Annotated in this window: 23 protein-coding genes; 8 read left to right on the top strand and 15 right to left on the bottom strand. The window is 65.3% G+C overall.

Annotated features, from left to right (window positions below; genetic code table 11):
• Positions 1-23: 23 nt before the first annotated feature.
• Positions 24-524 carry a hypothetical protein gene (locus tag EWM63_RS28850; protein ID WP_130189588.1) on the bottom strand — a complete coding sequence of 167 codons (501 nt, stop codon included), beginning with the start codon at positions 522-524 and terminating at the stop codon, positions 24-26.
• 94 nt (positions 525-618) lie between these two features.
• Between EWM63_RS28850 and EWM63_RS28845 the strand changes: the two genes are divergently transcribed.
• Entirely contained in the window at positions 619-1,167 is a 549-nt protein-coding gene (locus EWM63_RS28845; protein ID WP_130189587.1) for an arsinothricin resistance N-acetyltransferase ArsN1 family B, read from the top strand.
• Here the strand turns inward: EWM63_RS28845 and EWM63_RS28840 are convergent.
• A complete protein-coding gene (locus EWM63_RS28840; RefSeq protein WP_207221180.1) occupies positions 1,112-1,930 on the bottom strand; it encodes a M48 family metallopeptidase in 819 nt (272 codons plus the stop codon). The genes EWM63_RS28845 and EWM63_RS28840 overlap by 56 nt on opposite strands.
• Positions 1,931-2,095: 165 nt before the next feature.
• On the opposite strand from EWM63_RS28840, the gene EWM63_RS28835 reads away from it, so the two are divergent.
• Positions 2,096-2,578: a hypothetical protein gene (locus EWM63_RS28835; protein WP_130189586.1), complete on the top strand. Its 483-nt coding sequence runs from the start codon at positions 2,096-2,098 to the stop codon at positions 2,576-2,578.
• A gap of 38 nt (positions 2,579-2,616) precedes the next feature.
• The gene (locus tag EWM63_RS28830; RefSeq protein ID WP_165390982.1) at positions 2,617-5,079 is read left to right on the top strand and encodes a bifunctional diguanylate cyclase/phosphodiesterase; all 2,463 of its coding nucleotides are present in this window, start codon (positions 2,617-2,619) and stop codon (positions 5,077-5,079) included.
• Here the strand turns inward: EWM63_RS28830 and EWM63_RS28825 are convergent.
• Both EWM63_RS28825 and fusA read right to left on the bottom strand, forming a co-directional pair.
• A complete protein-coding gene (locus EWM63_RS28825; RefSeq protein ID WP_130189584.1) occupies positions 5,069-5,635 on the bottom strand; it encodes an SRPBCC family protein in 567 nt (188 codons plus the stop codon). The genes EWM63_RS28830 and EWM63_RS28825 overlap by 11 nt on opposite strands.
• 272 nt (positions 5,636-5,907) lie before the next feature.
• Positions 5,908-8,016, bottom strand: a complete 2,109-nt coding sequence (gene fusA / locus EWM63_RS28820) for an elongation factor G (protein WP_130189583.1) — start codon at positions 8,014-8,016, stop codon at positions 5,908-5,910.
• Positions 8,017-8,211: 195 nt separating this feature from the next.
• On the opposite strand from fusA, the gene EWM63_RS32705 reads away from it, so the two are divergent.
• Both EWM63_RS32705 and EWM63_RS32700 read left to right on the top strand, forming a co-directional pair.
• Positions 8,212-8,670: a phospholipase A gene (locus tag EWM63_RS32705; RefSeq protein ID WP_229487565.1), complete on the top strand. Its 459-nt coding sequence runs from the start codon at positions 8,212-8,214 to the stop codon at positions 8,668-8,670.
• Entirely contained in the window at positions 8,637-9,257 is a 621-nt protein-coding gene (locus EWM63_RS32700; RefSeq protein WP_229487563.1) for a phospholipase A, read from the top strand. Before EWM63_RS32705 ends, EWM63_RS32700 begins: the two co-directional genes overlap by 34 nt.
• A 2-nt stretch (positions 9,258-9,259) precedes the next feature.
• Here EWM63_RS32700 and EWM63_RS28810 read toward each other — a convergent pair whose 3' ends face one another.
• The 9 genes from EWM63_RS28810 to mltG form a co-directional block, all read right to left on the bottom strand.
• Positions 9,260-9,457 (bottom strand): hypothetical protein, encoded by a 198-nt coding sequence (locus tag EWM63_RS28810; RefSeq protein WP_130189582.1) that lies wholly within the window; start codon positions 9,455-9,457, stop codon positions 9,260-9,262.
• Positions 9,458-9,554: 97 nt separating this feature from the next.
• Positions 9,555-10,472, bottom strand: a complete 918-nt coding sequence (locus tag EWM63_RS28805) for a class I SAM-dependent methyltransferase (RefSeq protein ID WP_130189581.1) — start codon at positions 10,470-10,472, stop codon at positions 9,555-9,557.
• 148 nt (positions 10,473-10,620) lie between these two features.
• The gene (locus EWM63_RS28800) at positions 10,621-11,352 is read right to left on the bottom strand and encodes an ankyrin repeat domain-containing protein (protein WP_229488002.1); all 732 of its coding nucleotides are present in this window, start codon (positions 11,350-11,352) and stop codon (positions 10,621-10,623) included.
• Complete coding sequence (locus tag EWM63_RS28795; protein ID WP_130189580.1) at positions 11,352-12,134, bottom strand: TatD family hydrolase; 783 nt, start codon at positions 12,132-12,134, stop codon at positions 11,352-11,354. The genes EWM63_RS28800 and EWM63_RS28795 overlap by 1 nt, the downstream gene beginning before the upstream one ends.
• 145 nt (positions 12,135-12,279) lie before the next feature.
• The gene (locus EWM63_RS28790) at positions 12,280-12,795 is read right to left on the bottom strand and encodes a GNAT family N-acetyltransferase (protein WP_130189579.1); all 516 of its coding nucleotides are present in this window, start codon (positions 12,793-12,795) and stop codon (positions 12,280-12,282) included.
• Positions 12,796-12,817: 22 nt separating this feature from the next.
• Positions 12,818-13,210 (bottom strand): PilZ domain-containing protein, encoded by a 393-nt coding sequence (locus tag EWM63_RS28785; RefSeq protein ID WP_130189578.1) that lies wholly within the window; start codon positions 13,208-13,210, stop codon positions 12,818-12,820.
• A gap of 7 nt (positions 13,211-13,217) precedes the next feature.
• Entirely contained in the window at positions 13,218-14,243 is a 1,026-nt protein-coding gene (locus tag EWM63_RS28780) for a DNA polymerase III subunit delta' (protein ID WP_130189577.1), read from the bottom strand.
• A gap of 2 nt (positions 14,244-14,245) precedes the next feature.
• A complete protein-coding gene (tmk, locus tag EWM63_RS28775; protein ID WP_371861156.1) occupies positions 14,246-14,908 on the bottom strand; it encodes a dTMP kinase in 663 nt (220 codons plus the stop codon).
• Between the two features lie 35 nt (positions 14,909-14,943).
• Complete coding sequence (gene mltG, locus EWM63_RS28770) at positions 14,944-15,936, bottom strand: endolytic transglycosylase MltG (RefSeq protein ID WP_130189576.1); 993 nt, start codon at positions 15,934-15,936, stop codon at positions 14,944-14,946.
• A gap of 141 nt (positions 15,937-16,077) precedes the next feature.
• Here mltG and ygfZ point away from each other — a divergent pair, with 141 nt between their 5' ends.
• From ygfZ to EWM63_RS28755, 3 genes are read left to right on the top strand one after another with little or no spacing between them, the layout of a single operon-like run.
• Positions 16,078-17,085 carry a CAF17-like 4Fe-4S cluster assembly/insertion protein YgfZ gene (ygfZ, locus tag EWM63_RS28765; protein WP_130189575.1) on the top strand — a complete coding sequence of 336 codons (1,008 nt, stop codon included), beginning with the start codon at positions 16,078-16,080 and terminating at the stop codon, positions 17,083-17,085.
• Complete coding sequence (locus tag EWM63_RS28760) at positions 17,085-17,372, top strand: DUF4936 family protein (protein WP_130189574.1); 288 nt, start codon at positions 17,085-17,087, stop codon at positions 17,370-17,372. The genes ygfZ and EWM63_RS28760 overlap by 1 nt, the downstream gene beginning before the upstream one ends.
• Positions 17,363-18,199 carry an NRDE family protein gene (locus EWM63_RS28755; protein ID WP_130189573.1) on the top strand — a complete coding sequence of 279 codons (837 nt, stop codon included), beginning with the start codon at positions 17,363-17,365 and terminating at the stop codon, positions 18,197-18,199. Before EWM63_RS28760 ends, EWM63_RS28755 begins: the two co-directional genes overlap by 10 nt.
• A 119-nt stretch (positions 18,200-18,318) precedes the next feature.
• Here the strand turns inward: EWM63_RS28755 and nfsB are convergent, their stop codons facing one another.
• Both nfsB and EWM63_RS28745 read right to left on the bottom strand, forming a co-directional pair.
• Positions 18,319-18,972, bottom strand: coding sequence for an oxygen-insensitive NAD(P)H nitroreductase (gene nfsB / locus EWM63_RS28750; RefSeq protein WP_130189572.1), 654 nt, complete (start codon positions 18,970-18,972; stop codon positions 18,319-18,321).
• A gap of 95 nt (positions 18,973-19,067) precedes the next feature.
• Positions 19,068-20,075, bottom strand: coding sequence for a zinc-binding alcohol dehydrogenase family protein (locus EWM63_RS28745; protein ID WP_130189571.1), 1,008 nt, complete (start codon positions 20,073-20,075; stop codon positions 19,068-19,070).
• Positions 20,076-20,093: the final 18 nt, after the last annotated feature.

Below are 20,093 nucleotides of genomic sequence, written 5' to 3'. Positions count from 1 at the left end.
TGCGAGGCGCCATGCAATAACCGTCAGCGCGAAAACCGGAATGCCACTGGCTGCGCGGCCAGTGGCAGCCCCGGAGCCCCCGCCCCCACCAGCGCGCGGGCGTCGGTGATGTAATGCCCCGCGTACGACACTTCATAGGCGTGCGTGCCCGGCCTGAAATCATAGGCCGGGCCGATGTCGATCACGTGGGCATGGCGCTGGCCGGGTTTCAGTACCAGGTAATCCGCGGCGGTCAGCGGTCCCCGCTTCACCATCGGCCCCACATAGGGTACCGGCTCGCCCGTGGCGGCATTTCTCACCGTGAACACGTTGCCGAGCAGCCGGTCCATCGAGGCCACCGCGCGCGGCACCAGTGCCGGCCGCCGGCCGTGGTTCTCCAACACCACCTGCAGCCGTACCTCGCCCGGCACCGGCGGCGCTTCGAGCGCCAGTTGCATGCTCACGCCGTGATCGACATCCTCCATCGCCTGCCCTCCCACCGGTGCGGCCGCCAGCAGCGGCAAGCACAGCAAATATCGTCTCATCGCATCACTCTCCCTTCGAACAAGCCATCGTCGCGCTATTGACGGCAGCCATGCCGCGCATTATGGTCGCATTCCACCACGCCAGGGAGCCACCTTGATCCGCGACGCCTGCCCCACGGATACGCCGGCCATTGCCGCCATCTACAATCCCTATATCGCCGACACGACGATCAGCTTCGAGGAAGCGCCGGTGTCCGTCGACGCGATGCGGGAGCGCATTGCCGCCGTGCAGGCCGCGGGCTTGCCGTGGCTGGTATGCGAAGGAGAGGATGGCGCGATTGGCGGCTATGCCTATGCAACGCCGTGGCGGGTGCGGCATGCGTACCGGTTTTCCGTCGAGACGTCCGTCTACCTGGCACACGGGAATGCGGGAAGGGGCCTGGGCAAGGCCCTGCTTGCGCGCTTGCTGGAAAGCTTGCGCGAGAAAGGCTGCCACCTGGCGATCGCCGGGATCGCCCAGCCGAACGAGGCCAGCGTGGCACTGCATGAAAAGCTGGGCTTCGTGAAAGTCGCCCACTTCGGGGAAGTGGGCTTCAAGTTCGGCCGCTGGCTCGACGTGGGCTACTGGGAGCTGCGGCTGCAGGCGCCTACTTCTTCGGCGCCGCCCGGTACAGCGGCACCACCTTCGGCAGCATCGCCGTGAGCTCGCCGATCCGGGTTTCGTTCGACGGGTGGGTCGACGTGAACTCGGCCTGCTGCCTCCCTTCACCCGGCTTGCCGGCCAGCGCCTGCATCTTGCGCCACACGGTTACCGACGCTTCGGGCTTGTAACCGGCGCGCGCCGCCAGTTCCAGCCCCATCGCATCGGCTTCCGATTCGTTCTGGCGCGAATTGGGCAGCGTGTAAAGGAAGTGCGCCACCGTGTTTGCCGCTTCGACCTGCGCCTGGCTGTTCGGCGCCGCCATCAGCGCGGTCGTCGCGAGCGCATTTTGCGCGTAGGCGCGGGAAACGCGCTCGCGGCCGTGTTCGCGCAGCGCGTGGGCGATTTCGTGGCCCATGATGATGGCGATCTCGTCGTCATTGAGTTTCAACTGCCGTATGAGACCCGTGTAGAACGTGATCTTGCCGCCAGGCGCGCACGTGGCATTGATCACGGGCGCATCGATCAGCGCAAGCTGCCAGTCCCATCTGGCGGCATCGTCGCGAAATGCCGTGACCTGCGCTTGCAGGCGGGCGGCAATCTTCTTCAGCCGCTCATGCTCGGCCCCCTTCGTGACCAGCCTGCCCTTCATCTGTGCCGCGCGGTTTTGCTGCGTGTAGTTCACCAGCGCCATCTGCTCCACCTTCTCGGCGGACACCAGCATCAGCTGCTGGCGCTGCACGCCGACCGTGCCGGGCTTCGTCGTCGAGGCGCACGCCGTCAGGACGGAAACGGCGGCACAAATCATCATGGTCTGCTTCTTCATTGCGCACTCCCTGTCATGTGGGACGACCACTGTCGAGCATTGCCCAAATGCAGTCAATTTCTAAAAAGCAATTACTTTGCCGATATCAAACGCGTGATGAAGCACTGTGCAATGCTTGCGCTGTCGCTATAATTGCCGCGCTATTAACAATCTGGGGAAAATGGCATGAAATACGCAATGCTGGGTGTCGCGCTGCTGCTCGCACAGGCCGGGGCACAGGCCAATCCGTTCGGCGTCATCGAATCGCAGCCGCGCAGCGAGCTGTGGGTCAATCCCGGCTTTTATTCGTACCACTTCGATCGCGATGCCGGGCTGGACGATACCAACCCCGGCATTGGCGCCGAATACCGCTTTTCGACCGTGGCATCGGCCACCGCGGGGCGGTTCCGCAACAGCGACCGGGCGATCTCGAACTATCTCGGCGTGTACTACCAGCCGTTCTCGCTCGGACCGCTGCGGCTCGGCGCCGTCATCGGCGCGTTCGATGGCTATCCGAAGCACCGCGACGGCGGCTGGTTCCCGGCCCTGATTCCCGTGGTCAGCGTGGAGTACCAACGGGTGGGGGTGAACTTTGCTATCGTACCGAAGTACAAGGACCGCCTGCACGGCGCGTTGACCATCCAGCTCAAGTTCAAGCTTTCCGACTGACGCCCGCCCGCCGCATGACGGCGCGCGAGGCGAAAACAATGCCAACCATGAACCATATCGCCCCCCAGGAACAACAGGCCCTGCCGGCCACCAGCGAGCCGGAAGGCTTTGCGCCGGAATTCGTGCGGCTTGCCAGCTACCTGTGCGGCACCAGCGTGCCGCCGCAGGCGCTGGCCGACGAAAGCGCCCTGCTGGCCTGCGCACCGCCGGCAATGAGTGCCGAGCAGCGCCAGGCGCTGGCCGACCTCGCGGCCAGCGCGGCCGCCTGCCAGGAACTCAGGCACAAGCTGGCGCGCGCCGAGAGCTTCCTGTCCGGCTTCGCCGAACACTCGCCTTCGCCGCTGTGGATCAAGGACCGCAACGGCAGCTACGTGATGGGCAATGCGGCATTGCATGGCTTCTTTGGCGTGCCGACCGTGGTCGGCATGGACGACAGCCATTTCTGGCCGGAAGACGTCCGGCACAGCCTGGAAGAACAGGACCGCGCGGTGCTGGAAAACGGCGAAACCATCAAGACGATGGAAACCTCGCACGATGGCACGCGCCACTGGCTGGTGCACAAGTTTCCGATCGACGTCGATGGCGAGCCTTTCCTCGGCGGCTCCGCGATCGACATGACCACCGAGGTAGAAAAGGAACGCGCGCTGATCCGGCACGATCATTTCTACGTGCTGCTGTCACGCCTGTCCGCGATCATCACGCGCGCCAAGACCCTGGAGGCGCTGTGCCTCGACACGTGCCGCTTCGCCTGCCGCCAGCCGGGCCTGGAGATCGTGGACATCAGCCGCATCGACGAAAGCACGGGCGGCCTGAAACTGTTCACCTCCGCCGCGCGCGATGGCGCCGAGCGCCAGTGGCGCGACCCGGACGGCGGCACCGCGGACGGCAGCGCCGTGGCGGACTGGTTCCTGCCCGAGCTGGCGGGTGCCGCCGTCACCAGCGGCCGGCTGCAGTGCTCGAACAACCTGGCCAGCGCCCATCCGCGCGTGGGTTCCTGCATGGCGATTCCGCTTCTCGTGAACGGCAAGTGCTGGGGCGTGGTGTCGTTCTATTCGCACCGGCCGGAATTCTTCGACCAGTTCTGGCGCGAACGCGCGGGTGAACTCGGCAACGAATTGAGCTTCGGGCTGGAACGGCTGATCAATGCGCAGGAACTGTTCCGGCTGGCCCGCACGAACGCACTGTCCGGCCTGCCCAGCCGGCTCCATTTCGACGAGGAAATCGCCGCGCTGGCTGCCGTCAATGCCAGCGGCACGGTTTTGCTCATCAACATCAACCGCTTCGACGAGATCAGTTCCGCCTATGGCAACACGGCCGCGATCGGCCTGATGCGCCAAGTGGCCCAGCGGCTGCGTGAAGAAGTCGCGGACCGCATGGTGCTGTCGCACGTGGGCATCGGCCGCTTTGCGCTGTTCTATCCGGCCGATGAAGAGCGCTCGCCGCGCGCCTATGCCCGCAATACGATCATCCCGCTGCTGGAAGGCTCGTATGCCGTGGACCAGCAAAAGATCTGGTGCACGGTCAACGTGGGCGCGGCCATGCTGCCCGAGGATGGCACCAGCGCCGACGAGCTGCTGGTCAAGGCCTGGGATGCGCTGGCCGGGGCGCGGGGCCAGGAAGAACAGATCGGCTTCTATGATCGCGATGCCGACCATGCGCTCGCCCGGCAGATCAGCATGGAAGCGGAATTGCGCGAGGCCGTCGAGCGCGGCGAGTTTGTCAACTTCTACCAGCCCAAGATCGACTTGAAGACCGGCAAGCTGGCGGGCGCGGAGGCCCTCGTGCGCTGGCGCCACCCGCAGCGCGGCCTGCTCCAGCCGACGGAATTCGTGCCGGTGCTGGAACGCAGCGGCCTGGTGACCCAGGTGGGCCGCAACGTGATGCAGCAGGCGATGGAAGACTGGCGCGCATGGCATGACGCAGGGTTGAAGCCGCCGCAGATCGCCGTCAACGTGGCGCCGGCCCAGTTCCGCTGCGATTCGCTGTTTGACGACATCGAGCGCGCGCTGAACACGGCCGAGGCGCACCTGAAGCCGTTGTCGATCGAGGTTACGGAAAGCAGCCTGGTATCGGACCAGCGCCGCGTGGTCGATATCCTGAACCGGGTGCGCGAGCTGGAAGTGCCCGTGGCGATCGACGATTTCGGCACCGGCTACTCGTCGCTGGCCTACCTCGTCACGCTGCCGGTCGATGTGCTCAAGATCGACCGTTCGTTCGTCGTCAAGATGACGCAGGATGCCAACTACATGGGCATGGTCCAGACGATCGTCTCGCTGGCGCACAACCTGGAACTGAAAGTGGTGGCCGAAGGGATCGAGACGGAAGAAGAAGCGAAGTTCCTGAAGCTGCTGCGCTGCGAGCAGGGGCAAGGCTACCTGTACGGCCGGCCGCTGCCGGCCGAGGAGTTCGGCAAGCTGCTGGGGCGCGGGACTGCCACGCGGGTGGACACCGGGCCCACGGTGGACACCGGTGCCCTTCCGCTTCGGCCGCTCAGTGCGTGACCCGCGGCCCTTCGGTGCCGCCCTCGATCGTCCCGCGCCACGCGCCCGTTTCCTTGCCGCGCGATTCGATCATGTCCTTGAACCGCTTCAGGTTGCCGCGCGCCTCCATGCCCACGGCGCCGAGCACGTCGCCGGCCGTTTCCACCGCGTCGGTCGGCGTGTACGTCATCTCCAGCACGATCTTCGTGCGCGACGCACCCTGCGGCTCGAAGCGCACCACGCCGCTGTTCGGCGTGCCCGTGGTGCTGCGCCAGGCGATCCGCTGGTCGGGAATCTGCTCGACGATCTCGGCATCCCATTCGATCGGCTTGCCGAGCACGTCGGCCTTCCAGTGCAGCCGCTTGTCGTCGAGCTGGCGGATCTCGTGCACGCTGTCCATGAACGTCGGGAACTGCTCGAACTGCGTCCACTGGTCGTAGGCCGTGCGCACGGGCACGTCGACGGTGATCGTTTCGCGCGCCGTCGAGCTGCCCTGCGCGGCGCCCTTGTTCTTCAGGTACTTGGCCAGATATGCGCTGCCCACCGCGACCGCGGCAAGCGTGAGTAGTCGTTTCATCGTTTCTCCTTTCGTGCTGTCGGGACTGGGAACAGGATGACGGAATAAGTAATGACGGCATTGTCCGCACCAGCGCCGCCATCGCACCGGTGCGACCGAACCAGGAATGTTAGTCCCGCTTTGGTGGCGGGCCTATTGGGAGTTTTCCGAATCGGATGTAGGCCAGCGCCGTCAGTGCCTGAAACTTTTTCGTGGAGAATCAGCGACCGTTGCCTGGTGTTGGACATTTTTTTCCGGGCGTTCCATCCGGAAAATGTGTCGGACACCGGTTTTCAGGCCCGGATCTTCGACGTGGCGATCTGGTCGAGGACGTGCTTCGGCACCCCGGCGTAGTGCTTGAACTCCATCGTGTACGTGGCGCGGCCCTGCGTCAGCGAACGCAGCGTGGTCGAGTAGCCGAACATCTCGGCCAGCGGCACGAGGGCACGCACCAGCTTGCCACCGCCGCCCGGGATCTCGTCCATGCCCTGCACCATGCCGCGCCGCGTCGTCAGGTCGCCCATCACATTGCCCATGAATTCCTCGGGCGTTTCCACCTCGACGTCCATGATGGGTTCCAGCAGCTGCGGGTCGGCACGACGCATGCCGTCCTTGAAGGCCATCGAGCCGGCCATGCGGAAGGCATTCTCGTTCGAATCCACGTCGTGGTAGGAACCGAACGTGAGCGTGGCGCGCACGTCCACGACCGGGTAACCGGCCAGCACGCCCGAACGCAGCGTTTCGGTGATGCCCTTGTCGACCGCCGGGATGAATTCGCGCGGCACCACGCCGCCCTTGATCGCATCGACGAATTCGTAGCCCTTGCCCGGCTCCAGCGGTTCCAGTTTCAGCACCACGTGGCCGTATTGGCCCTTGCCGCCGGACTGCTTGATGAACTTGCCCTCCACGTCGGACACGGCCTTCTGGATCGTTTCCCGGTAAGCCACCTGCGGCTTGCCGACCGACGCTTCGACGCCGAACTCGCGCTTCATCCGGTCGACGAGGATCTCGAGATGCAGCTCGCCCATGCCGGCCATGATCGTCTGGCCCGATTCCTCGTCGGTATGCACGCGGAACGACGGGTCTTCCTGCGCGAGGCGCGACAGGGCGATGCCCATCTTTTCCTGGTCTGCCTTCGTCTTCGGCTCGACCGCCTGCGAAATCACCGGTTCCGGGAACACCATCTTTTCCAGCACGATCACGTGGTCGGGGTTGGACAGCGTGTCCCCCGTCGTGACGCCCTTCAGGCCGACGGCGGCGGCGATGTCGCCGGCGAACACTTCCTTGATTTCCTTGCGCTCGTTGGCATGCATCTGCAGGATGCGGCCCAGCCGCTCGCGCTGCCCCTTCGTCGGGTTGTAGACGGTGTCGCCCGAATTGACCACGCCGGAATACACGCGGAAGAATGCCAGCTGGCCCACGAACGGGTCGGTCATGATCTTGAACACGAGCGCGGCGAACGGGTCCGAATCGGTCGGATGGCGTTCGATCTCGTTGTCGTCCTCGTCGTGGCCGGCGATGGCCGGCACGTCCAGCGGCGACGGCAGGTACTCGACGACCGCGTCCAGCATCGCCTGCACGCCCTTGTTCTTGAAGGCGCTGCCGGCCAGCATGGGCACGATCTCGCCGCGCACCGTGCGGGCGCGCAGCGCCGTCTTGATTTCGGCTTCGGTCAGCGCGACGCCTTCCAGGTATTTTTCCGTCAGCTCGGGCGTCGCCTCGGCCGCCGCCTCCACCAGGTTGTCGTGCCATTTCTGCGCGAGGTCGTTCAGCTCCGCCGGAATGTCTTCATACGTGAACTTCAAGCCCTGGCTGTCATCGTCCCAGATGATCGCCCGCATCTTGACGAGATCGATGACGCCCTGGTAATGGTCCTCGGCGCCGACAGGGATCTGGATCGGCACGGCATTACCCTTCAGGCGGTCGCGGATCTGCTGCTGGACGCGAAAGAAGTCCGCTCCCACGCGGTCCATCTTGTTGACGAACGCGATGCGCGGTACCTTGTACTTGTTGGCCTGCCGCCATACGGTTTCCGACTGCGGCTGCACGCCACCAACGGCGTCGTACACCATCACGGCGCCGTCGAGCACGCGCATCGAGCGTTCCACCTCGATCGTGAAGTCGACGTGCCCCGGCGTGTCGATGATGTTGATGCGGTGCTCCGGGAAATTGCCGGCCATGCCGCGCCAGAAGGCCGTGGTGGCGGCGGACGTGATGGTGATGCCGCGCTCCTGCTCCTGTTCCATCCAGTCCATCGTCGCCGCGCCATTGTGCACCTCGCCGATCTTGTGGTTCACGCCGGTGTAGAACAGGATGCGTTCGGTGGTGGTGGTCTTGCCGGCATCGATGTGGGCGCTGATGCCGATATTCCGGTAGCGCTCGATAGGGGTCTTGCGGCTCATGGCATTCTCCTTGGCGGGCGCGATCGCCTGATCGCGCTCAAAAATTGTAGCAGCATCGGGTCGCCGCAGTTGGTACCCCGTTTCTTTTTTTCAAGCCAGCCGTGCGACTGACCGGAACGTTCGTGCTTATACTCGCGCGATGCCAAAAAACAAGATCATGACAATGAAAAAACACTTTGCCCCTGCCTTTCGGCCTTGCTGGTCCTCTCTCCTTGCGCAGTCCTGGCGCAGACCGTTCCTGCCGCCGTCGACCCGGCGCTGGGCCGCTGCGCGCTGCTGGCCGATCCGACCGAGCGCCTAGGCTGCTACGATGCGCTCGCCAACCGCGCGCAGGATGCGGCGCCCGTCGCCGCTGCCGCGCCGTCGGCCAATCCGGACCAGCAGCAGGGTGCCTTCCCCGGCGGGCCCGTGGCGAAACCGGTCGACGCGAACGCGCCGGCCGCCGAACAGCCGGTGGTATCGGTGCAGGTACCGCTGTGGGAGCTGGACCAGGACAGCAAGCGCGGCGTGTTCAATTTCCGGCCGCACCGCGACAACTACCTGCTGCTGGCCAACTACAGCAACAGTACCAACGATGCGCCCTTCAACGAAGTGACGCCCGGGGCATCGATGCGAAGCACGTGGAACTGGCGTACCAGCTGTCGTTCAAGATGAAGATGCTGGAAACGATCGCCGGCTCGCCGGTCGACCTGTGGTTCGGCTACACGCAGCAAAGCTTCTGGCAGGCATACAACCGGGACGAATCGAGCCCGTTCCGCGAAACCAACTACCAGCCGGAGATCATGGCCATCGCGCCGATCGGCAAGTGGCTGGGCGGCGTGGACTTCCGCTATGCGGGCCTGGGCTTCGTGCACCAGTCGAACGGCCAGACGGCGACGCTGTCGCGCAGCTGGAACCGCGTGTATGGGGAACTGGGCGCCGAATACGGCAAGCTGGCCGTGACGGCGCGGATCTGGAAGCGGCTGGACAATTCACGCTCAGACAACGACAACCTGGACATCACCGACTTCATGGGCCATGGGGACCTGCGGCTCGTCTACCGCGACGGCGGCACCGAGTATTCGCTGCTGGCGCGGCGCAACCTGCACACGGACCATGGCGCGCTGCAGCTGGGCTGGGCGACGCCGCTGCGGTCGAACCTGAAGGGGTATGTACAGTTCTTCTCCGGCTATGGCCAGAGCCTGATCGACTACAACTACTCGCAGATGTCGCTGGGCGCCGGCTTCCTCGTCGGATTCTAGGCTCAGCGCCGCCCGCCGCCGAGCACGCGCGCGGGCAGCATCACCACCGCGCGCAGCAGTTCGAACACGGCATCGACGCCGATGCCGATCAGCCGGAACGGCAGCAACAGCAGCCAGACGACCGGATACAGCAGCAGCGCCAGCAGGGCCAGCGGCCAGCAGACCAGCAACAGCACCACCCACAGGATGAAGCCCACCATGGCGTCCTCGCGACGATTATCGAAGCAGCCATGGTGCCGGCCCGGCCGCGTGGCTCAACGACGCTGCGACGGACGGCGGAATACGGGCGATGAACGGTCAGGCGTAGGCCACGACCTGCGGTTGCAGCGCGGCCTGGTACAGCACGTGGGCTGTCAGGCGGGCCTGCAAGGACTGAATCGAACCGCCAGCCCGGTAGGCAAAGCCGACCTGCAGCACGTCGCCTGCCCTGGCACGCACCGGCTGCTCCAGTGGCAGGGACATGTAGTGGTTCAGCCAGTCGATCGTACTGGCCCGTTCCTGCACGACGGACAGGATGTTCTTTGTGATGAAGCGGATCGCATTGACGGTGCCGTCGCGGTCGATGACGAACTTGCCCTCCCAGCGGTAGCTGGTGTCGTTCGCCTGGGTGAAATCGATCACTGAATACACGGCCGGCTGGGCCATCTCCACCGTGCCCGGCTGGGCGATGGCGGGCTGCTGGAACTGCACGATCGGCGCATGGAAGCCTTCGAAGTCGTATTCCTGCTGCAATGGCTGGGCAGCCATCAGCACGGCCTCGGGCAGGAAGACCGGCAGCGGGCCGCCGAACTTCTGCGCATAGCGCCGCTTGAAGTTTTCAATGACCTCGACCTGCTTTTCACGCAGCATCGCCACGTGGATCATCTCGCAAATGACAACGTCAACGGGTTCCGGCGGCAGGTATTCGAAGGCATCGGCATGGATCACTTCGACCTTGCCGGCGCAGCGGTTCAGCGCCAGGAAGCGGCGTGCTTCCTGCACCATGTCCGGGTTGAAATCCACGCAATACACCTTCTCGGCGCGCTGCGCCGCGAAGAACGACAGCGCGCCCGTGCCACCGCCCAGTTCCAGTACCTTCATGCCCGGTTGCACGACGTATTCGATCGCCGCGCGGAAACTGTGCATGCGGTTCGTGTCCATCAGCATGTTGTGATGGTAGTGAACGGGGATGAACTGGCCCAGGTAGCAACTCTCGAGTTCGCGTTCGGACAGCATGGCATTTCCTTCTCGTGGCGACACCGATATTATGTGCAACGAGTTGCCCGGGCAAAACGCCGAGGTTGACGGGAAAAGTGGCCCAATTCGATCGGTTGCGTGCCGACCTGCATGCCGGACTGTGCGCAGGCCGGGCCGCTGAAGGACGTCAGCGCGCCATGACCTGTTCGGCTTGGTACTGGCGGATGGCCTTGGCGATCCACGGCTTCTCGGCCCGCTCGGCGAATTCGGCGGCGTCGATGCCGAACCCGCTGTCGCGCAGGCTGGCGTCCGCGCCTTCCTGCAGCAGCAGCTTGACGGCGTCTTCCTGCCCCTCGCGGGCGGCCAGCATCAGCGGCGTCATTTTCGTGGGCGATTCGGCGTCGATGTAGGCGTGGTGATCGAGCAGCACGCGCACGATGTCGAGCGCGCCGGCCGCGGCGGCGTAGTGCAGCGCGGTCCAGCCGGGGCGGTTGACCTGGGCGCCCTTTGCCAGCAGCGCCTTCACCGCCGGCATGTTGTTCTTGAAGGCGGCCATCATCAGGGCCGTGTTGCCGTTGCCGGCCCGGGCTTCCAGGTCGATCTTCGGCTGCGCCAGCAGCAGCTGGAACACGGCCATCGCATCGTTGCGCAGGGCAACGATCATGCCCGTCTCGCCCCGCTCCGGTTCGCGCACGTTCGGGTCGAGGCCACGCGACAGCAGCGGCTTGATGCGCCCCGCGTCATTCACCTGGGCGGCGCGGAAAAAGGAGACTGCATCATCGGCGTGGGCAACCGACGCCGGGGCGATCGCCGACGCCACGGCCACCGTGGCGATACCGAGCCGCAGCGCGATGCGGTTGCGCAGGCGGGAGCGCATCTTTCGCAGGCGTTTGGCAAGCGTGCGCAGTGCGTTTCGCATCACGCGCTCGCCGCCGAGAACAGTTTGAAGAAGTTGGCGGTGGTTGCCGCCGCCACTTCCTCGACCGTGACGCCTTTCAGCTTTGCGATGAACTCGCCCACATGGGCCACATAGCCGGGTTCATTCATCCTGCCACGGTACGGCACCGGCGCCAGGTAGGGCGAATCGGTTTCGATCAGCATCCTGTCCAGCGGGACTTCTAGCGCCACCGCCTGCAGTTCCTTCGCGCTCTTGAACGTGACGATGCCCGAGAACGAGATATAGAAGCCCATGGCCATCGATGCCCTGGCCACTTCGAGCGACTCGGTGAAGCAGTGCATGACGCCGGCCACGCCGCCGTTGTCGGTGCCCGCGCCCTCCTCGCGCATGATGCGGATCGTGTCCTCGCTGGCCGAGCGCGTATGGATGATCAGGGGCTTGCCCGATGCGCGCGAGGCGCGGATATGCGTGCGGAAGCGCTCGCGCTGCCATTCGAGGTCGCCTTCGAGGCGGTAATAGTCGAGCCCCGTCTCGCCGATGGCAACGATCTTCGGGTGCCGGGCCAGCGCGACGAGCTGCTCGACGGTGGGCTCCGGCGTCTCTTCATAGTCGGGATGGACACCGACGGACGCATAGATATTCGGATATTGCTCGGCCAGCGCGAGCACGCGGGGAAAGTCGGGCAGGTCGACGGAGACGCACAACGCGTGCGTCACCTTGTTTTCCGCCATCTTGGCGCGCAGTTCCGGCATCCGGGCTGCCAGCTCCGGGAAATCGATATGGCAATGCGAATCAATAAACATGGCTTGATTGTAGCCGATGCGCGGAAAACCGGTGACTGGCTCTCATCCACCGGGAATGTTCCCGAAAAATAGGTGGCTGTCACCGGTTTTCCAGAAACATTTCAAATAAACCGGTGACTGTCACCGGTTTTCTGGAAACAGTTGCTCAGGCGACGCGCTTGCCGAGGATGATCAGGTCGCGTTCCACGCCGTCGAGGTTGGCCACGCGGGGAAAATGTGCCCACTCCTCGAAGCCGAACTTGCGGAACAGTGCCAGGCTGGCGCCGTTGTGGCCGAAGATGAAGCCCAGTACGGTGTGCACGTTCACCTGCGGGGCGAAGGCAATGGCTTCGGTCAGCGCGTAGCGGCCGATGCCCTTGCCGCGCCATGCTTCGTGGATGTAGATCGACACCTCGGCCGTGCCGGAATACGCGGGGCGGCCATAGAAATTCGAGTAGGAGATCCAGCCGAGGATCTCGGGCTGGTCCGACGTATCGTCGGCACGCTCGATGACCCACAGCGGCCGGCGTTCGGGCTGGTGGTCGTGGAACCAGTTCAGCCGTGACTCGACGGAGACCGGCTCCGTGTCCGCGGTGACTTCGCGCGAGGCGATGGTGCTGTTATAGATGGCGACGATGGTCGGCAGGTCGTCCAGGGTGGCGATGCGGTGGCGGAAAGACATGAAGATGAGGTGAAGTGCTGGTTCAGAGTGTATGGGTGGCGCGGGAAGAGCGCAGGGCCGCGCCGAGGATCTCCTCGATGCGCGCGCGGGTGCGCTGGCCCACCTCGTCGTCCGGGAAATGGACGCCGATGCCCTGCGCCTTGTTGTTGTTCGCACCGGCCGGCGTGATCCACACGACCTTGCCGGCAATCGGGTACCTGGCCTGGTCATCCATCAGCGACAGGATCAGGTAGATCTCGTCGCCGATGTTGTAGGTGCGGGTGGTCGGCACGAAAATGCCGCCGTTCTTCAGGAACGGCATGTATGCCGCGTACAGCGCCGCCTTTTCCTTGATCGCCAGCGACAGCACGGCCGGCCGCGTGGGCGGGCCGGCGGCATTGGCCGCGCTGGCGGGATCGGGTGGGCGCGTGCTCATCGGTGCATCAGCCGCAGCAGGACGTATAGTCGAGCAGCATGTCTTCGAGGAACAGCTTCGGCGACAGCGGATGGTCCGACGTGGCGCGCCGCTCGGCCGTGCCCTTGATCGCGGCCAGCAGGCTTGACACGGGCACCCGGTCCGACAGTCCCTTCAATTCGCGCTGGTAGCGGGGATAGTAGCGGATGCGGCCCGACAGCTTCAGCGAGAACAGGTCGTACAGCCAGCGCTGCTGCCATGCGACCACCGACGTGAGCGGTACCTTCTGCATCTTGTCCGCCGTGCGCAGCGCCGTGTCGACGGATGGATGGGCCAGGTATTGCAGCAGCGTGTCCATGTCCTCGCGGTTGCCGGTTTCCGCCTGCGCCAGCGCGGCAAGCGGGGCACCGCCCTGCTCGCTCAGCCAGCCGTCGGCCTGCGCCACGCCTTGCGATTCCAGCCACGCCAGCGCGTCGGCATGAGGCGGCATCGTGAGCGTAAACTTGCGGCAGCGCGACAGGATCGTCGGCAACAGTCGGTCCAGGCTGTTCGATGACAGCAGGAACACGGTCCCCGGCGGCGGCTCTTCCAGCGTTTTCAGCAGCGCGTTCGAGGCAGGCATGTTCAGCGCCTCGGCCGGGTACAGCACCACCACCCGCAAGCCCTGCCGGTGCGTGGAGATGTTCATGAAGTCGGCCAGCTGGCGCACCTGCTCGATCTTGATTTCCTTCGAGGGTGCCCTGGCTTTCTTCTTTTCCTCGCCCTCCTCGCCGTCGCCGGCGCCATCCTCGTCGAACGCTTCGGGCCGGATGCGGCGAAAGTCCGGGTGGCTTTGCTGCACGAACCACCCGCACGAGGCACAGGCGTTGCACGGGTGGCCGTCGGCGCGCACATCCTCGCACAACAGCGCCTGGGCAAAGTGCTCGATGAAGTCGGCCTTGCCGATGCCCGCGGGGCCGTGGAACAGCACCGCGTGCGGCATGCGCTGGCGGATCTGCTGCAACGCCAGCCAGGCGTCCTGCTGCCAGGGATAAATGGCGGAACTCGTTTCCATGCTCACTCCAGTGCGCCGACGATGTCCGCCAGTTGCAGGCGGATGGCCTCGATCGACTGCGTGGAATCGATCACGCGGAAGCGCCCCGGCTCCTGCGCGGCGCGGCGCAGGTATTCATTGCGGGCGGCGAGGAAGAAGTCGGCCTTCTCCTTCTCGAACCTGTCGAGCTGGCGCGTGGCGTCGAGCCGGGCGCGCGCGATCTCGAGCGGTACGTCGAAGAGGATCGTCAGGTCGGGCCACAGTTCCGGGTGCACCCAGTTCGCCAGCGTGTCGAGCTTGACGAGTTCCAGGCCACGGCCGCCGCCCTGGTAGGCAAAGCTGGCGTCGGTAAACCGGTCGGAAATCACCCAGGCACCGCGCGCCAGGGCCGGTTCGATCACTTGCGCGATGTGCTCGCGGCGGCTGGCGAAGACGAGCAGCGCCTCGGTTTCCAGGTGCATCGCTTCGTGCAAGACCAGCTCGCGCAGTTTTTCGCCCAGCGGCGTGCCGCCCGGTTCGCGCGAACTGACGAGTTCCACGCCGCGCGCGCGAAGGAGTTCCGCGACATACTGGATATGCGTGGACTTGCCGGCACCGTCGATGCCTTCGAACGTAATGAAACGGCCGCGTGCCGATGGGGTTGCCGCCATCGTGGCCTGCGTCGTTGCGTTCGCTGTTGCGTCCATGGTTGCGTGCGTCGCTGCGTACTTCATTGCATCCGTCATTGCTTGCGCTGGTACTGGTTGACCGCCCGGTTATGGTCGGGCAGGTTATCGGAAAACTGGCTCGTGCCGTTGCCACGGGAAACAAAATACAGTGCTTCCGACTTTGCCGGCGCCAGCGCCGCGCCCAGCGACTGCAGGCCCGGCAGGGCGATCGGCGTGGGCGGCAAGCCGTTACGGGTATACGTATTGTACGGGGTGTCCGTTTCCAGGTCCTTCTTGCGGATGTTGCCGTCGAATTTTTCACCGAGCCCGTAGATCACGGTGGGATCGGTCTGCAGCATCATGCCCAGCTTCAGCCGGTTCACGAAGACCGAGGCGATCATGGCCCGCTCGGACTTTTGCCCCGTTTCCTTTTCCACGATCGATGCCATCGTCAGCGCCTGGTACTTGTCCTTGTACGGCAGGTCCGGCGCCCGCTGCGCCCAGGCGGCATCGAGGTGCTCCAGCAGCGCGGTGTGCGCCTGCCGGTAGATCTGCAGCTCGGACGCGCCCTTCGCGAACAGGTACGTGTCCGGGAAGAACAGGCCTTCGGGCTGCTTGTAGGTGGAGCCGATCTTTTCCATCAGCTCGTTGTCGGACAGGCCGAGCGTGTCATGCTTCAGGCCCTTGTGCGCGGCGATCGCCTGGCGCATCTGGCGGAACGTCCAGCCTTCGATGATCGTCAGCGATTCCTGGGCGAACTCGCCGCGCACCAGCTGGTCGATCAGCCGCAGCGGCGTGGTGCCGGGCTTCAGTTCGTACGAGCCGGCCTTCAAGTTGCCGCTCTTGCCCGTAAAGCGCGCCAGCAGGTTGAACAGCAGCGGCTGGATCGGCACGCCCGCTTCGGCGATCTGCTGGCCGGCTGCGTGGGCACCGCTGCCCTTGTTGATCGTAAACGGGATGTTGTCTCCCTCGCCAACGATGGGCTGCTTCGACCACCAGGCGAATCCGCCTGCCGCGGCGGCGGCGACCAGCACGCCCAGCGCGATCGTTTTTGTGATGAATGCCATGTCGTGTGTGCCCGCGCGGGGCCGCGCGACCCGTTTTGGGGGTGGCCGGCGCGTTTGGCGCGGGATCTTTATAATGAGCCCGTAATGATAATGCTTTCAAGCGCACTCAGTGTGCAATTCGTAGCCAAAGTATCCAACTATATGACCACCTGGAATCAACTTCTCGGCCAGCCGGCCGAAACGCCAACGCCCGGCACGCTGGCCGCCGGCTTCGTGGCACCCGTGACGGACCTGGGTCTGATCGCCTTCACCGGCGACGACTCGGCCACGTTCCTGCATTCGCAGCTGACCAACGATGTCGAGCATCTTGGTGCGAACGACGTGCGCCTGGCTGGCTACTGCTCGCCGAAGGGGCGGCTGCTGGCCAGCTTCCTGATGTGGAAGGACGAGCAGTCCATCTACCTGCAACTGGCAAGCGACATCCAGCCGGCCGTGCAGAAACGCCTGCAGATGTTCGTGCTGCGCGCGAAGACCAAGGCGGCGGACGTGACGCAGGCTCGCGTGACGCTGGGCCTGGGCGGCGCGCTGGCGGAGGCCGTGCTGCAAACGTGGTTCGATGCGCTGCCGCCGGCACCGTACACGAAGCTGGATCACCCGCTCGGCACGCTGCTGCGCGTAGCCGATGCGTTCGGCGCACCGCGCTACCTGTGGCTGGCCCTGCCGGAAACCGTCGCCACGGTCGCGCCGGAGCTGGCCGACCGGCTCGTCGTGGCCGGCAATGACGCCTGGCGCCTGTCGGACATCCACGCCGGCGTACCGCTGATCGCCGCGGCCACGCAGGAACAGTTCGTGCCCCAGATGATCAATTTCGAGCTGCTGGGCGGCGTGAATTTCAAGAAGGGTTGCTATCCGGGGCAGGAAATCGTGGCGCGCAGCCAGTACCTGGGCAAGCTGAAGCGCCGCACGGCGCTGGCGACCATCGACGCCGCCGGCATCGCCGCCGGCAGCGAGGTCTTCACCCCGGCGGACCCGGGCCAGCCTTGCGGCATGGTCGTCAACGCGGTACCGAATGGTGCCGGCGGCGTCGACGCCCTCGTCGAGATGAAGCTCGATGCGCTGGAAGCCGGCGATGTGCGGGCCGGCGCGGCCGATGGCCCGGCGCTCAAGTTCCAGCCGCTCCCGTACGTGCTGGACAAGCTGGACGTCTGATGGACCTGTATGTCTATTACCGCGTCCGCGACGAGGACGCGGGACAGTTGCTGCCCCGCGTGCGCGTCATGCAGGCGCAACTGGCGGCCGCGCATGGCGTGGCCCCGCAACTGAAACGCCGCCCGGAAAGCACCGGCGGCATGCAGACGTGGATGGAGGTCTACCCGGCCACCCTGCCCGATTTCACGGACGCGCTGGCGCACGCCGCCGATGCGTCGAACCTGGGCCCGCTCGTTGCCGGCCCCCGACATACCGAAGTGTTCATGGATATCTCCTCATGTGCCTGATCGTTTTCGCCTGGCGCGTGGTACCCGGCGTGCCGCTGATCGCCGCCGCCAACCGCGATGAATACTACGACCGCGCCAGCGCCGCGGCCGCGCCGTGGGACGATAACCCGCAGGTGATCGCCGGCCGCGACCTGAAGGCCGGCGGCAGCTGGATGGGCGTGACGCGCCCGGACGGCCCCGAGTGCCAGTGGCCGGCCGACGCACTGCAACGCCTGTCGCCACTGCGCGCGCGTTGCCAGGGCGGCGCGCTGGCGCCGATCGAGGATGCGGGCCAGGCGCCGTCGCGCTTTGCCGCCATCACCAACATCCGCGCGCCGCATGACTTCAACCCGCAGGCGCCATCGCGCGGCATGCTGGTGTCGAATTTTCTGTCGGCGACGATGAGCGCGCGCGACTACGTCGAACAGATCCGCCCCGGCGCCCAGGCCTACAACGGCTTCAACCTCGTGCTGTGCGACGGCGCGGAACTCGTGTGGTTCTCGAACCGCGGCGATGCCGACCCGCGCAACGGGCAGCCGCTGGCGCCGGGCGTCTACGGCCTGTCGAATGCATTGCTCGATGCACCATGGCCGAAGGTCGTGCGCACGAAGGCGCAATTCGCCAGCCTGCTGTGCCTGGGCGCCCCGGAGGAAGCGTATTTCGAGATGCTGGCCGATACCACGCGCGCGCCGGACCAGCGGCTGCCGGACACTGGCATTCCGCTGGAGCGCGAGCGCCAGCTGTCGGCGGTCAGGATCGAGTCGCCCGACTACGGCACGCGCACGTCGACCGTCGTCAAGCTGTATGCACAGGCGCCCGCCGTGCTGCACGAGCAACTGATCCGCTAGGAAAAACTGGGGACGTACCCTTGTTTTAAGGATAGGCCGCGCATGCACGGCCGTGGGCCCTATGGCATGTCGACAGTTTCCTGGAAACAGGGGTACGTCCCCTGTTTTGCTTCGCTGTATCAGATGTCGGTGAAGACCTGGTCGGCCGGCAGGCGGGATTTGGGCAGCTTGGCATTGAAGTCTTCGCCGCTGCTGTAGCCCAGCGAGACGATCACGGTGGCGGAAAAGCCCTTGTCGCGCAGGCCCAGTTCCTTGTCCAGCACTTCCGCACTGAAACCTTCCATCGGCGTCGCCCCCACGTCGAGCAGCGCGGCGGCCTGCAGCAGGTTGCCCAGCGCGATGTAGGTCTGCTTTTCATACCAGAACGGCACATCCTTCTGCGTGAAGCGGTGCAGGTTCGTGTACGACATACGGCCTGCGTGCTGCGATGATTTCGCCGCGTCGTTGACGAAGCGGCCATCCTTTGCTTCCTGTTCCAGCACGGCAGCCAGTTGCGCTTCGTCCGGTGCAACCTTGGTCGCCAGCACGATCACGTGCGACGCATCGCGAATCTTCGCCGCGTTGTACTGGAAGCCGGCATCGGCGGCCCTGGCAATGCGCTCCTTGCCTTCCGGCGTGGCGGCGACGACGAAATGCCATGGCTGGGAGTTGACCGACGACGGCGCGAGGCGCAGCACTTCGCGCAGCTGGGCAACGATGTCCGCCGGGACCTTGCGTTCACGGTCGTACGATTTCACGGTGTAGCGCTGGCGCGCCTTGGCAACGATATCCATCGGGTGTTTTCCTTTCTGGTGTTCAAATCGGGGCATGGTACTGCGCCGCCGCCGGATCCGGCAACGCGGAACCGACGGCGGCGCGCAAACGGTGGTCAGAAGCCGGCCAGCACGAGCTTGCCGCGTGCCTTGCCGCTTTCGATGATCGCGTGGGCGCGGCGCAGGTTGACCGCGTCGATCTTGCCGACGTGTTTGCCGACGGTCGTCCTGACCGTGCCGCTGTCGACCAGCGCCGCCACGCGGTCGAGGATCTCGCGCTGGCGCGCCATGTCGGCTGTTTCATACATCGACCGTGTGAACATCAGCTCCCAGTGCAACGAGATGCTCTTGCGCTTGAGCGGCATCGCGTCCAGCGTGTCCGGGTCGTCGATCAGCGCGAACTGGCCCTGCGGCGCGAGGATGTCGACGATGTCGGCATAGTGCTGGTCGGTATGCGTGAGGCTGATGACGATGTCCGCGTACTCGAAGCCCAGCGCCTGCAACTGGGCCTTCATCGGCTTTGCATGGTCGACGACGTGGTGGGCGCCCGCCGCGCGAGCCCATTCCTTGGTCTCCGGACGGGAGGCCGTGCCGATGACCGTCAGGCCCGTCAGTTCATTGGCCAGCTGCGTGAGGATCGAACCGACACCGCCGGCCGCGCCGATGACCAGCAGCGTGCGGCCGCTGCCACCTTCTTCCGGGACCTTCAGGCGGTCGAACAGCAGCTCCCATGCGGTAAGAGATGTCAGCGGCAACGCGGCCGCATCGGCGAATCCCAATGTCCTGGGCTTGTGGCCGACGATGCGTTCGTCGACCAGGTGCAATTCGCTGTACGACCCCGGCCGGGTCAGCGAACCCGCGTAATACACTTCGTCGCCGGGCTTGAAGGCGGTGACGTCGCTGCCCACGGCTTCGACGATGCCGGCGGCATCCCAGCCCAGCACGCGCGGCGCGGTGACCGCGGCGCCGCGGCGCACCTTCGTGTCGACGGGATTCACCGAGACCGCGTGGACGCGGACCAGCAGGTCGCGCGGACCGGGGATGGGGTCCGGCAGCTCCATCTCGACCAGCGAAGCCGCGCTGTCGATCGGCAGGCCGTGTTCGGTGTAAACAATCGCTTTCATGTCTTGCTCCAATTGATC

It is taken from the genome of Pseudoduganella lutea, from assembly GCF_004209755.1.
Taxonomy (GTDB): domain Bacteria; phylum Pseudomonadota; class Gammaproteobacteria; order Burkholderiales; family Burkholderiaceae_D; genus Rugamonas; species Rugamonas lutea.
This window is presented reverse-complemented; position numbering and strand designations above follow the sequence as displayed.